Below are 13,776 nucleotides of genomic sequence, written 5' to 3'. Positions count from 1 at the left end.
ATTCACGCACGTGATTGAGGTGCTCACTTCGCTACGCATCGCCGAGCTGATGCGCGATCTCACGCAGCTGCTGGGCAAGCGCCTGCAGGTTTTTCCCTTTCTCCCCTTTCGGCCCGGTGGACTGACGCACCACCAGACGGGCAGGTAAAATCGAGGACATGCGCTGGACACTCTCTTCACCGCTGTCGAGAATGCGGCGCACCGCCTCTTTACCCTGCAGATCTAAATCCAGCGATACCGTCGTCAGCGCCGGGTAGAAGAATGAGCTTTCATAGGTGTCATCGTAGCCAATCACCGACTTCTCGCCCGGAATTGAAATCTGCTGCTGATGGAACGCGCTCAGCACGCCGAGCGCCATCTGGTCGTTCGCCACCAGCACGGCGGTAAACTGCGCCGTTTCCCGCAGCATTTGCAACGCTCCCGAATAACCGCTTTGCGCATCCCAGTTGCCGCGAATGACCGATGCTGGCTCCAGACCGTAGCCCTTCAGGGTCTCGATCCAGCTTTTCAGCCTCAGCTGCGCCGACACGGAAGACGCCGGCCCCGCCAGCAGGGCAATGTCGCGATGCCCCAGCTCGTAAAGATATTTGACGCTGGCGCGGGTGCCGTCCGCCGGATTAAACGAAACGTTAAACACGGAACTGTACGGGTCAACGTCGAGGAACAGGCAGACAATGTCGTCGTTGTCGGCGGCGATTTTCTGCGCCGCTTCAGCCTCCAGCGGCACGTTGATGATCACTTTGCTCACCAGCTGGGATTTCAGCTCGTTGATGGAATCCTGGATGCTGTGGTTGACGTTCTCATCAATCATTGAGATCAGTACCTGGTAGCCTTCCACATTGGCATAGCGTTTCACCGCCGCCGCAACCTGCGAAGGCGCGTGCAGCGCCAGCGAAATGGTCACCAGCCCAACGGTCTGGCTCTGCTTGCCCACCAGCTGCTGAGCCAGTCGGTTGGGTACATACCGCAATAATTCTATGGATTTCTCCACCTTGATGCGCGTGGCGTCGGATACATTGGCAGATTTATTCAGTACCCTGGACACGGTCTGATAGGAGACGCCCGCATGGCGTGCCACGTCCTCTAACGTTGCGCTTTTCGACTTCATGGTCCGGTTCCTTATGTTGTTATGCGCTGATTGTAACAGGGGTGCTGAAAAAAAACGCTTACCACCCTCTCGCCGTGGGCACAACACCATCAAAAAGTATTACGCTCACAATGCCATAATTTGTGTCCAATCTCATTACTCGTAACAAAATTGTCTATTTTATTTGCAGTTAATCACACATTTCGGATCGTGTAATTGCCAGTTAACGGGTTTAGGCATTTTATGACAGCGGATTTGTGAACGTATTACAAAACAATAAGAGGGTTACAATGAACACGACGATCCGCTCTGTATCTGTTGCGTTGGCTGCCGCGCTGGCATCGCCTTCGCTGTTTGCAGCGTCTTCAGTACCGATTGATTTTCATGGATATCTTCGCTCCGGCGTGGGCGTCTCACGGGATGGTGGGATGGAGGAGTGGCAAAAAAACAAAATTGGCCGTCTGGGTAACGAGGCCGACACCTACGGCGAGCTGGAGCTGGGCTCCGAGGTATACAAAAAGAACGACGTCAGTTTCTATCTCGACAGCATGGTGAGCATGGTCTCAGACGGCTCCAACGACAATGAAACCACCTTAGATGACGATGCCCAGTTCGGCCTGCGCCAGCTTAACCTGCAGATCAAGGGGCTGATCCCCGGGGATCCCAATGCGGTGATTTGGGGCGGTAAGCGCTACTACCAGCGCCATGACCTGCACATCATTGATACCAAATACTGGAATATTTCGGGCTCCGGTGCGGGTATCGAGAACTACACGCTTGGCCCGGGCGCAGTCTCCGTTGCGTGGATCCGCGGCGATGCCAACGACGTGGACTACCGCGTGGATGGCGACAGCGACGTTAACATCAACTACATCGACCTTCGCTATGCGGGCTGGAAGCCGTGGGCGGGCGCGTGGACGGAAGTGGGTATTGATTACGCCATGCCAAACCCGACCAACAAGCAGAAAGAGTACGGCGGGCTGTACGAGGCCGATAACGGCGTAATGGTCACCGGTGAGATCAGCCAGGATATGTTTGGCGGCTATAACAAGCTGGTGCTGCAGTACGCCAATAAAGGTCTGGCCCAGAACATGGTGTCACAGGGTGGGGGCTGGTACGACATGTGGAACTACGTGAACGACGCCACCGGCTACCGCGTGATTAACACCGGCTTAATTCCGATTACCGACAAGTTCTCCTTTAACCACGTTCTGACATGGGGCTCGGCAGACGACACCACGCAGTACACGGACAAATCACGCCTGGTATCGCTGGTGGGGCGCGCGCAGTATCAGTTCACCGAGTACGTGCGTCTGATTGGCGAAGTGGGCGGATTCTACCAGGAAGATACTTATACCGACGGCACTAAGTACAAGCAGAGCGGCGAGAAGTACACCCTCGCGCTGGGCCTGGCAGACGGTCCTGAGTTTATGTCACGTCCTGAACTGCGCGTGTTCGCCTCCTATCTGAATGACTCCGAAAAAGGGCAATCCTTCGAGGATGGCACGGCCAACAATACCTGGAACTTCGGTGTGCAGGTCGAGGCCTGGTGGTAAGTCTTAATTTATAATTTGCGTTAATCGTTATCGTATCTCCAGCAACCTGCAGTCTATTTTACTGCTTTGGGATAGCCATTACTTTGGCTATCCCTTTTTTATATTTACTGATTAAAATGTTCGTCTAATAATTTCCGTAATGTATCAGACTGCCTGCCGAATATAGCGTGCACCTGCTGGCCGATAATAATCACCCCCAGCGCCCCCTCATTCTGTATCGCCTGGGAATCGACCTTATTTAAATCTTTTACCGTCACGCGCAGGCGGGTAATACAGGCTTCGACGTGCTCGATATTATCGTCGCCGCCAAATGCCGGAATTAAACGCTGGGTAATTTGACTGTCCATAATACGCCTCTCTGTTATGCAGATAAAAAAATGCCTGCTCGGGGAGCAGGCGTTTTGTGCTTTGTTGCCGGGTGGCGCTGCGCTTACCCGGCCTACGGGTTTTGTAGGCCCGTGCAAGCGCAGCGCCGCCGGGCGGTTCTTACGCTTTACGCCTGAGCACCCGACAGTCCCAGGGGAGCAGCACGACATCGCCCGCAGCGGCGGCATCGGTCATGCAGTCGGTATACCCCTGCGGCAGCGTGATGAGCTGCTGCTGGGCCGTGTAGTTCTGCACAAACACCCAGGCGGTTTCGCCATCCGTGCGCGCCGTCGCGACCACGCCCGGCGGGAAATCCCCCTCGACCGCGCGCGGCAGCGCCAGCTCGTCGATAATCCCGGCAAAGAAATCGCGCTGGAACGGCAGATCGTTACGCGACGCCACGTGCCACGCCTTGCCTTTGCCAAAGCGGTTGACCGTCACCGCAGGGCGACCTGCGTAGAAATCATCCCGGTAGGTCGCCAGCGCCTGCGCGGATTCAGTATGGATCAGCTCGCACAGATGCCTGACCTGATACGGCCCCTGCAGGCCCGCCGCATTGCCCGCCAGCCCCTGAACCAGGTTTCGCTCCCCCTCGCCCAGGCAGTCAATCTCTTCCGCCCAGATGCCGAGGAGCTTGCGCAGCGGGCCCGGGAAACCGCCGAGGTGGCAGAGATCGGTCTCATCCACTACCCCGCTCCAGTAGGTCGTCACCAGATGCCCGCCCGCGGCCACAAAGGCTTCCGCCCGCTCGGCGAAACCTTCGCGCACCATGTAGAGCATGGGGGCAATCACCAGCGCGTAGCGGCTCAGATCGCCGTCAGCGTCGATGACGTCGACCGCGATGCCCTTTTCCCAGAACGGACGATAGTGTTCGTTGACGGTTTTTTCGTACTCCAGCCCCATGTTGCGCGGGCCTTCGGCATCGTCCAGCGCCCAGCGGTTTTGCTGGTCAAAGATAATGGCCACGCGCGCGTCGGTGCGGCACCCCACCACCTCAGGCAGACGGGCCAGCATCTCCCCCAGACGCGTCACTTCGCGCCCGACGCGGGTATCAAGATGCCCCACGTGATCGATAATCGCACCGTGGAATTTCTCCACCGACCCGCGGCTCTTACGCCACTGGAAGTACTGCACCGAATCCGCCCCGTGCGCCACCGCCTGAACAGAGGAGAGAATATGCATCCCCGGCTTTTTCAGCTTGCTGGTCGGCTGCCAGTTGGTGGTGCTCGGCGTGGACTCCATCAGCACAAAGGGTTTACCGCCCTTCAGGCTGCGCATCATGTCGTGGTACATGGCGGTATAGCAGGCCAGCTGCGTTTCGTCTTTCTCCTTGTGCCACATCGGGTAGCTGTCCCAGGAGATGAAGTCGATCGCTTTCGCCAGCTGCCAGTAGTCATAATCGTAGAAATACTCCATAAAGTTGGTCGTTACCGGCAGGTCGGCATTGGCGGCCTTCAGCGGCGCCACTTCATGCTGGCAAAAATCGGTGACCTGCGCGGTATTGAAGCGGCGCCAGTCGAGATTCAGGCCGTGAATCGACACTTCCCCCTGCGGCGCGGGGGACTCAATTTGCGACCAGTCGGTGTAGGTATGGCTCCAGAAGGTGCTCCACCACGCATGGTTCAGCGCGTCGAGGGTTTTGTAGCGCGCCTTTAGCCAGTCGCGGAAGCGTTCCTGGCACAGGCTACAGTGGCATTCGCCGCCGTACTCATTGGAGATATGCCAGCCCAGCACCGCCGGATGATGCGAATAACGCGCCGCCAGCAGGCTGTTAATTTTCATCGTCTTTTCGCGGTAAACCGGAGACGACATGCAGTGGTTGTGACGCCCGCCGTGCAGCGCGGGGACGCGGTTGCGTCCGACGCGCAGCACTTCAGGATATTTTTGCGACATCCATGCCGGACGCGCGCCGCTCGGCGTAGCGAGAAATATATGAATGCCCGCCGCATAGAGTTTTTCAATAATGCTGTCCAGCCAGGCAAAATCATATTCCCCTTCCTGAGGCTCCAGTTTCGCCCAGCTAAATATCCCCACCGACATGACATTACATTTCGCCTGCTGCATCATGGCGATATCTTTTTCAATAATACCGGGGTAATTCTCCCATTGCTCCGGGTTATAGTCGGCGCCATGCAATAACGCCGCGACCTTTGGACTTAAAGGCGCAAATTTATTCATATTTAAAACGTCCTGAATGAAGATAAAAACTAGTTAAATACCGTGATTGACGGCAGCACTTTGCCCTGGCAATCAAATAACGCCTGATTCTCACGGGCATTACCCTCTTTCCACTCGTCATGGATATATTTCATGCCGGTTTTGGTGGCCCACGTGGTGCCCGGAACGGCAATCCAGGTCGGTTCCCAGTAAAAGATGCCCTTGCCGCGACGGTCAGGCACATCAATCACGGACTGCATTAAATCGTGAATATAGTCGTACTGACCCTGAACGGTGCCGGGATAGCCGCCGTCCTTTTCCTCTTTAGCCTGGAAGCTGTTCTCGGCGTTATCGCAGTTCTCCAGCGTATAGCCATAGGCCGCTTCCACCACAATCACGTCTTTGTTATAGCGCCTGCTGATGTCATCCATGTTGGTCTTCAGCGCGCTAATCGGGCCGTTCCAGTAGGTGTACATCGACAGGCCGATGATATCGAACGGCACGCCGCGCTTCGTGATTTCATCAAACCACCAGCGGAAGGTGTCATTTTTGGTGCCTTCAGCCAGATGCAGCATGATTTTCACCTGCTCGCCGTCGGTCAGGTTCTCCTTCAGTCCACCAATCGCGGCGTTGAGCAGCCCGGCCAGGCGGTCGAATTCGCCGCCGCCCTGCCCCCAGCTTTTCCCTTCCGGCCACAGCATGCCGCCGTTAATTTCGTTTCCTATCTGCACCATGTCCGGCAATACGCCCTCTTTCTTAAAGCGGGCAATCGTGTCGCGGGTGTAGTCATGAATTGCCGTTTTCAGCTGCGGGTAGCCCATCTTCTCCCAGGCTTTTGGCTTAAACTGTTTGCCCGGATCGGTCCAGAAGTCGCTGTAGTGGAAATCGAGCAGCAGCTTGAGGCCCTGCGCCTTTACGCGCTTCGCCAGCGCGAGGGTGTTTTCGAGATTATTACTGCCGCCGCCGTAGGTGTTGCCGTCGGCATCCTGCGGGTCAACCCACAGGCGCAGGCGCACGGTGTTCACCCCGTTAGCCTTCAGGATCGCAATCGCGTCCTGCTGCTGGCCGCTGTTGTTATAAAATTTGGCGCCGTGCTGTTCCGCTTCCAGCAGCGTCGAAATATCCGCGCCCTTGATAAAGTCCGCGGGCATGGCGTTAAAAGGACGCGTTTTCACCCCGTCCGCCGCAAACGCGCTCGCGGCAAGGCCGCAGGAGAGGCAAACGGCAAGTAAAGCAGGTTTGAGTCTTTTCATGATTATCCTTTGGTACTCCCGGAGGTCAGGCCGGAGACGAAGTATTTTTGTAATGCCAGATAGAGGATCGCTACCGGCACCGCAATCAACACCGCGCCTGCCGCGTAGGTGGTGTAGCTGGCACCCATTTTTTGCGCCACCAGGTTATAGAGCCCGATGGGTAAGGTGTATTTGTCCGGGGTGCGCAGAATCGTGCTGGAGAGGATGAAATCCCCCAGCGGCCCGGTGAAGGAGAACAGCGCCACCACCGCCACAATCGGCTTCGAAAGCGGCATGATAATTTCGATGAAAATCCGGAAATTACTGGCCCCGTCCATGCGCGCGGATTCATCCAGATCTTTCGGGATGGCGTCGAGGTAACCTTTCATCAGGTAGGTATTCATCGGGATCATGCCGCCCACGTAGATCAGCACCAGCGCCAGATGGCTGTTGATGAGGCCCAAAAGCTGCGACAGCACGAAAATGGCAATCAGCGCCGAGAACTGGGGGATCATCTGCAGGAGCAGGAACAGCATCAGCCCGTTCTGGCGTCCCTTAAAGCGAAAGCGCGAAAAGGCATAGGCGGTAAAGCTGACGCTGATGAGGGTCAGTACCATGGTCAGGAAGCTGATTTTCATCGAGTTCCAGTACCAGGTCATGTAGTTCACCTGGCCGTTAAACAGGTCGGCATAGTGCTGCACCGAAAAGTTCTCAGGAATAATTGAGGAGCTGAGCAGGCTATTACCCGCGTTAAACGACGCGCCGACCGTCCACACCAGCGGGTAGATGATAATCGTCGACACCAGCACGATAACCAGCCAGGAGAGCGAGAGGCGTACCCACTTCTCACGTTTAATACTTTGTGATTGAGCCATTGTTACGTCCCTTACGCCATGTCGTCGTTTTTGAAAGATTTGGTGGCGCGGAACTGCCACAGCGCCAGACCGACGACAAAGATCGACAGCAGGATAGTGATGGTCGCCGCAATCGCGTACTGCGACGACGACATGGTGAGCTTGTAGATCCACGACACCAGGATATCTGTCCCACCCGCATTGGACCCCACCACCGCTGGTCCGCCGTTATTGAACAGGTAGATGATGTTGAAGTTATTGAAGTTGAAGGTGTATTGGGTAATCAGTATTGGCGCAATGGAATAAAGCACCAGCGGCAGCGTGATGGTGCGCAGCTTGGTCGCACTGCTGGCCCCGTCCATGGTGGCGGCTTCGTACAGATCGTCAGGGATCGCCTGCAGCACGCCGGTGGTCATAGCAAAAACAAACGGGAAGCCGAGCCAGGTCTGCATCAGGATCAGCGCCGTTTTGGTCCAGAACGGATCGGTCATCCAGGCTTTCGGCGCAATGCCGAAGAAGGCCAGAATGGCGTTGTTTATCACACCGAAAGAGTCATTGAACATTCCGGCAAACACCAGAATGGTGACAAAACCCGGCACCGCCCACGGCAGAATGAAAATGGTGCGGATAAGCGGCTTAAAGCGCAGGTCTTTCTGGTTCACCAGGATAGCCAGCAGCACGCCCACGGTACATTGCAGCGTGGTGGCGAGCAGCGTCCAAACCACCGTCCACTGCAGGACGTCGAAGAAGGTTGAGCGCCAGATGGAGAGCGTGAAAATATTGACGAAGTTCTTAAACCCAACCCAATCCACCAGCTTAGCCGGCGGCGTGTGGTAAAGATTGTAGTTAGTAAAGGCGATGGCAAAACCGAACAGGATCGGGAAAACCACCACAAACACCAGCAGAATAAAGCCCGGCGTGATCATCAGATACGGAAAGCCGTCGCTTAGCAGCATCTGATACTGCTTACGCACGCTGTTTAGCCCCAGCCCTTCATCACGTTTTCGACCGTTAACCCAGGCATCGCGCATCGACAGGTAATACACCATCACGCCAAAGGCGGCGATCAGTACGCTAATGATCCCTTCTGCCAGCAGGAAGATGGAGTTATCCCGCGGCACTTCCTCCCCCAGCGTCACCAGCCCCCAAAGCCCTTCGCGCAGGAAATCGGCAAAAACGCCGATAAAACTGGCCAGCAGCACCAGGAAGATAACGCCCTTCAGCCACTGGCGGTGATAGAACTGGCCGAAGCCGGGGATGACCGCCAGCAGCAGGCCGGTCCAGGCGTGACGCCCGGCCCCGTGCGGTCTGGCAAAATTTTCCGGGATGATACTCACAGACAACTCCTTTCAATAAAACGGGAGAGTGGCCTCCCGTTCTGCGACGTCAGAAAATTACTGGTTGCTGGCCTGCATGGCTTCGATTTGCATCTGGACCTGTTTCTCTGCGCCGTCCAGCGCGGCTTTGGGATCCTGTTTGCCGGTCAGGCTCAGCTCCAGCGCGGCGTTGGCCGGCCCCCAGACTTCGCCCATTTCAGGGATACCCGGCATGGCGGTGGCTCGCGCGGCCTGCACCGCAACGGCGCTCGCCTTCTCGTCGTTCTTGATTACCGGATCGTCGATCATTGCGGTCAGCGGCGGGATCTCCCGCGTGGCCACGTAGCGGGTTTTCACGTACTGCGGCTTGTTGATGAATTCGATAAATTTCTGCGCCAGCGCTTTGTCCTTGCTCCAGGTGGAAACGACGTAGCCTTTCACGCCGAGGAAGGAGCTCATTGGCTTGCCGTCCGGCAGCGTGGGCAGCGGCGCCACGCCGTAGTTGATGCCTGCCGCTTCATAAGGCTGGAACGCCCACGGGCCGTTGATGACGGCTGCCGCTTTCTTTTCGGTAAACAGGGAGTCGATTGCGTTCAGGCCGTTGTCGCCGACTATCCCGGCAGGGAAAATCTCGTCAGCGTAGAATTTTTTCAGGTACGTCACGGCTTCTACCGCGCCCGGCTTGTTCAGGCCGACGTCGCTGGCGTTATAGCCGCCTTTATCGTTTTGACCGAAGATGTAGCCTCCCATCGGGGAGATCGCGCCCCAGCTGTAGTAAATCTGATCGAACTTGGCGAGCAGACCGTACTGGTTTTTTGCGCGCTGCTGTTTAGAAAAGTCATACCAGTCCTGCAGCGAGTTGAGCGGCTTGTCGATGAGATCTTTGTTGTAGATCAGCACCAGCGTCTCAACCGCTTTCGGCACGCCGTAGAGGGCGTTATCCATTTTGAAGGCGTTAATCGAGGCCGGGGTGTACTGTTCGGTCTGCTTATTGTCCAGATTCAGGGGGGTCAATAACCCTTGTACGACGGCGCCGCCCAGCTGATCGTTAGGAATGACCAGCACGTCCGGGCCAATGCCTGCCGGGCCGTCCAGGCGCAGTTTTTCCAGCTGCTGTGCGTAAGGGGTTTCCTGCACGTTGACCTTAACGTCGTACTGTTTTTCAAAGTCCGCGACCGCATCTTTAATACCGGACGACTTCTTGATGTCTTCCCAGACGTTAAGCTGCGCGGTAGCGTGAGCCTGAACCGCGAGCGTAGAGAGGATCAGAGCAGCGAGTATGTTCTTTTTCATTATCAACCTCATGTGAAGGTATAACAATTTTATGGTTGTTATTGCATCTAACGCCCTACAAACCCCGCTATACATCCTGTTAAAACTGGCGCTGTACGTATGACATCAAATGCCTTTGGTTGGCTATACGCTACCCTTCACATCATGATAACTCTACATAAAACTGCAAGTTGTGTGATCGTCATAACATTAATGGAATATCTGTATAGGGCGCATGAATGCTGGAAGTTATAGTCAAGGCAGACAAATTGCACCGTCCGGCCACGTTGAACGTGATTGTTATACGTAAAACATACCCGGCGGTTTACCTGGGGAACACTGATGTCGAACATACAATTGAGGAATGTCACCAAGCGCTTTGGCGACACCGTCACGCTCCACAACGTTAATCTTGATATAGAGGACGGTGAGTTTGCCGTATTCGTCGGGCCTTCCGGCTGTGGCAAATCCACGATGCTGCGCATGATTGCCGGGCTGGAGGAGATAAGCGAGGGTGAAGTGCTGATCGGTAACGAGGTGATGAACGACATCGCCCCTTCCCACCGGGGGGTGGCGATGGTCTTTCAGTCCTACGCGCTCTATCCGCACATGACGGTGGCCGAAAACATGGGCTACGGGCTGAAGGTGAATAAAGTGCCGAAAGATCAGATCCGCCATCAGGTCGAGATGGTCGCCAAAACGCTGCAGCTTTCTCACCTGCTGGACCGCAAGCCCAAACAGCTCTCCGGCGGCCAGCGCCAGCGCGTCGCGATTGGCCGCGCTATCGTGCGTAACCCGCGCGTCTTTATGTTCGATGAGCCGCTTTCCAACCTGGATGCCGAACTGCGCGTGGAGATGCGCCTGCACCTCGCTCGCCTGCACCAGGAGCTGAAAACCACCATGGTGTATGTCACCCACGACCAGATTGAGGCCATGACGCTGGCCGATAAAATTGTGGTGATGAACTATGGCAAAGTGGAGCAGATGGGCGCGCCAATGGATCTCTACTACAAGCCGGTGAACAGGTTCGTGGCCGGTTTTATCGGTTCGCCGAAGATGAACTTCATGCCGGCCACGGTTGAAGCCTGGCAGCCGGGCGCGTTGACGGTGAGACTATCGCAGCAGAAGTCACTGACGCTCGCCGTGACCACCACGCCGCTGCAGCCGGGCAGTCAGGTCACGCTGGGCATCCGTCCGGAACATTTAACCACTGACCTTCGCCTGGGCACGCCGCTGGAGTTTCACTGCGAAGTGGTTGAACGACTCGGGAACAACACCTATCTCTTTGGCCAGTGCTACGGCCACGACAACGTCAAAATCTTGCTGCCGGGCGACGTTAAGTTCGCCCCGTGGCAGAAGATAGACGTGGCCTTCGACGATCGCCACTGCATGGTCTTTGACGAGCAGGATGTCCGGGTGAGCGCGGATATCGAAGATGCGGTGCGTTCGGTGGCTTAACGCGCGCCACCGTCAGCCAGCTTTCTCACCGCCCGCCCAAACGCCTCAATCGCCAGGGCAACATCGTCAGCCATCACCGATTCCGCCGGATGGTGGCTGATGCCCCCTTTGCAACGCACAAACAGCATGCCGACCGGCCAGCGTTCTGCCAGGGCGATGGTGTCATGCCCGGCGCCGCTCGGCAGCGATAATGAGCGCCCCTGCACCGACTCAACGGCCTGTCCCAGCAGATCCTGCAAACGCGCATCGCACGGCGTGGCGGCGATCCGGTAAAACTCCTCGGCGCTGAAGCGCAGACCGCGACGCGCGGCAATCGCCTGCGCCTGCGCCAACAGTTCAGCGAGCAGCGCGTCAAGCGGGGCATCCTGCGGGCCGCGAATATCCAGCGAGAGCGCAACCTCGCCAGGGATCACGTTGACCGCGCCGGGCACGCAGCGCAGCTCACCGACCGTCGCCACCCGGTTGCCGCCCTGCTGTCGGGTGGTGTTTTCGATCAGCACCATCCACTCGGCGGCGGCGGCCAGGGCATCCTTGCGGTGATTCATCGGCACGGTACCCGCATGCCCGGCCTCGCCGGTGAAGCGGCAGCTGAGGCGGCGCGCGCCGTTGATGGCTTCTACCACGCCCAGCGCCAGCCCTTCCTGCTCCAGACAGGGTCCCTGTTCGATGTGCAGCTCCAGGCAGGCGCTGAAATCGTCCTGATGACGTGCCGCGAGCGCCACGCGGGCAGGATCGAGCCCCGCCTGCACCATCGCCTGCGCCACGCTGATGCCCTGAGCATCGCACGTCTCCAGCCAGCCCTGCGGCCAGGTGCCGGTGATGCCCCGGCTGCCCAACAGGGTGATCCCAAAACGGGTTCCCTCTTCGTCGCCAAAGCCGACAATTTCTATGGCCTGCGCCAGATGCAGACCCTGCTGGTGCAGGCTGTCCACCACCTCAATGGCGGTGAGCACCCCGAGCATGCCGTCGTAGCGCCCGGCGTTGCGTACGGTGTCCAGATGCGAGCCAAGCAGCACCGCCTGGGCTCCCTCCTGTGCCCCTTCGTAGCGTCCACAGATATTGCCCACGCTGTCCTGCCAGACGGTCATGCCCGCCTGGCGCATCCACTCTCCAACCAGCTGGTTGGCCTGCAGATGCTGCGCCGAGAGGTATACCCTTGTCAGCGCATCCGGGGTTTCGCTGATGGCGGCCAGCGCGTCGGCGCGCGCCATCACCCGTTCTGCCGCCGGGCTCATTGCGGCGTCTCGCGGCGATAGTGGTCCCACGCGGCCTGCATGGCGGCCCCCTGCGTGGTGGTGAATTTGAGGTAGTTCAGCACCGACTCCAGCGCGCTCAGGGTGGTCATCACGCAGTCCTTACGCGCGTTATAGCCCATGGTGCCAATGCGCCACACTTTGCCGTGCAGCGGGCCAAACGAGGTGCCGATTTCAATCCCGAAATCCTCCAGCATCAGCTTACGCACCTGGTCGCCGTTGACGCCCTGCGGGATCACCACCCCCAGCACGTTGTTCATCTTGTGCTTCAGGTCGCCGAAGGTCTCCAGCCCCATCGCCTGAATGCCCTTCAGCAGCGCATCGCCGTGCAGCCTGTGGCGGGCGATGCCGTTATCCAGCCCTTCCTGCAGGATCAGCCGCGCGCATTCGCGGGCGCCAAACAGCGCGGTGGTGGCTTCGGTGTGGTGGTTCAGGCGCTCCGGCCCCCAGTAGTCCATCACCATGCCGAGATCGAAGTAGTTGGAGTAGATCATCTCCTCGTCGCCGTCGCGGTGGGCGTCGGTGCGAATGCCCTCCTCCACGCACTTGCGGCGGCGGATCGCCTCTTCCATCCGCGCGCTCAGGGTGATCGGCGACGTGCCCGACGGGCCGCCGAGGCATTTCTGCATCCCGGCCGAAACGGCATCCAGCCCCCAGGCGTCGGTCTCCAGCGCGTTGCCGCCGAGCGACGCGGTGGCATCGGTGTAAAACAGCACGTCGTAGCGGCGGCAGATGGCGCCCAGCTCCGCGAGCGGCTGCAGCATGGTGGTGGAGGTGTCGCCCTGCACGGTCAGCAGCAGGCGCGGACGAATACGCTTAATCGCATCCTCCACCTGGTCCGGGGTAAACACCTCGCCCCACGGCACCTCGATGGTATGCACCTCCGCGCGGCAACGGCGGGCAATTTCGCACAGCAGATGGCCAAAGCGGCCAAAGACCGGCACCAGCACCTTATCTCCCGGGCGAATGGCGGAGACCAGAATGGCCTCAATTCCCGCGCGGGAGGTGCCGTCCACCAGCATCGTCCAGCGGTTTTCGGTGCGGAACACCCCGCGGTAGAGCGCCATCACCTCGTTCATGTAGTGGGTCATGGCCGGATCGTACTGGCCGATCAGCTGGCTCGACATGGCGCGCAGCACGCGCGGGTCGGCGTTGATCGGGCCGGGCCCCATCAGCAGGCGCTGGGGCGGGTTGATTTGCGGAAAGCGTGCGATATCCATTGTTA

At 58.0% G+C, this 13,776-nt stretch carries 11 protein-coding genes; 2 read left to right on the top strand and 9 right to left on the bottom strand.

From position 1 onward, the window contains the following. Positions 1 to 31 precede the first annotated feature (31 nt). On the bottom strand, positions 32 to 1,108 hold the full coding sequence (locus AC4IC4_RS08055; protein WP_126543651.1) for a LacI family DNA-binding transcriptional regulator: 1,077 nt from the start codon (positions 1,106 to 1,108) through the stop codon (positions 32 to 34). A gap of 269 nt (positions 1,109 to 1,377) precedes the next feature. Here AC4IC4_RS08055 and AC4IC4_RS08050 point away from each other — a divergent pair, with 269 nt between their 5' ends. After that, positions 1,378 to 2,643: a maltoporin gene (locus AC4IC4_RS08050; protein ID WP_010429455.1), complete on the top strand. Its 1,266-nt coding sequence runs from the start codon at positions 1,378 to 1,380 to the stop codon at positions 2,641 to 2,643. Positions 2,644 to 2,747: 104 nt separating this feature from the next. Here AC4IC4_RS08050 and AC4IC4_RS08045 read toward each other — a convergent pair whose 3' ends face one another. The 6 genes from AC4IC4_RS08045 to AC4IC4_RS08020 all read right to left on the bottom strand — a co-directional run bounded on the left by AC4IC4_RS08045 (position 2,748) and on the right by AC4IC4_RS08020 (position 9,861). Beyond that, positions 2,748 to 2,990, bottom strand: a complete 243-nt coding sequence (locus AC4IC4_RS08045; protein WP_073961589.1) for a PTS sugar transporter subunit IIB — start codon at positions 2,988 to 2,990, stop codon at positions 2,748 to 2,750. 139 nt (positions 2,991 to 3,129) lie between these two features. Then, complete coding sequence (locus AC4IC4_RS08040) at positions 3,130 to 5,187, bottom strand: beta-galactosidase (protein ID WP_491472521.1); 2,058 nt, start codon at positions 5,185 to 5,187, stop codon at positions 3,130 to 3,132. A gap of 29 nt (positions 5,188 to 5,216) precedes the next feature. Further along, on the bottom strand, positions 5,217 to 6,419 hold the full coding sequence (locus AC4IC4_RS08035; protein ID WP_024909617.1) for a glycoside hydrolase family 53 protein: 1,203 nt from the start codon (positions 6,417 to 6,419) through the stop codon (positions 5,217 to 5,219). A gap of 2 nt (positions 6,420 to 6,421) precedes the next feature. After that, positions 6,422 to 7,273 carry a sugar ABC transporter permease gene (locus tag AC4IC4_RS08030; protein WP_042715482.1) on the bottom strand — a complete coding sequence of 284 codons (852 nt, stop codon included), beginning with the start codon at positions 7,271 to 7,273 and terminating at the stop codon, positions 6,422 to 6,424. Positions 7,274 to 7,284: 11 nt separating this feature from the next. Further along, a complete protein-coding gene (locus tag AC4IC4_RS08025; RefSeq protein ID WP_061715575.1) occupies positions 7,285 to 8,589 on the bottom strand; it encodes a carbohydrate ABC transporter permease in 1,305 nt (434 codons plus the stop codon). A 57-nt stretch (positions 8,590 to 8,646) separates the two neighbouring features. Beyond that, positions 8,647 to 9,861, bottom strand: coding sequence for an extracellular solute-binding protein (locus AC4IC4_RS08020; RefSeq protein ID WP_024909614.1), 1,215 nt, complete (start codon positions 9,859 to 9,861; stop codon positions 8,647 to 8,649). A 321-nt stretch (positions 9,862 to 10,182) separates the two neighbouring features. Between AC4IC4_RS08020 and AC4IC4_RS08015 the strand changes: the two genes are divergently transcribed. Continuing rightward, complete coding sequence (locus AC4IC4_RS08015) at positions 10,183 to 11,298, top strand: ABC transporter ATP-binding protein (protein ID WP_024909613.1); 1,116 nt, start codon at positions 10,183 to 10,185, stop codon at positions 11,296 to 11,298. On the opposite strand, the gene hpxK is transcribed toward AC4IC4_RS08015, so the two are convergent. Continuing rightward, positions 11,295 to 12,533, bottom strand: a complete 1,239-nt coding sequence (gene hpxK / locus AC4IC4_RS08010; RefSeq protein WP_491472520.1) for an allantoate amidohydrolase — start codon at positions 12,531 to 12,533, stop codon at positions 11,295 to 11,297. The two genes, AC4IC4_RS08015 and hpxK, sit on opposite strands and share 4 nt — an antisense overlap. Further along, entirely contained in the window at positions 12,530 to 13,771 is a 1,242-nt protein-coding gene (locus AC4IC4_RS08005) for a pyridoxal-phosphate-dependent aminotransferase family protein (protein ID WP_199886402.1), read from the bottom strand. The genes hpxK and AC4IC4_RS08005 overlap by 4 nt, the downstream gene beginning before the upstream one ends. Positions 13,772 to 13,776 lie beyond the last annotated feature (5 nt).

This window comes from Enterobacter sp. Taxon_2, from assembly GCF_058355295.1.
This window is presented reverse-complemented; position numbering and strand designations above follow the sequence as displayed.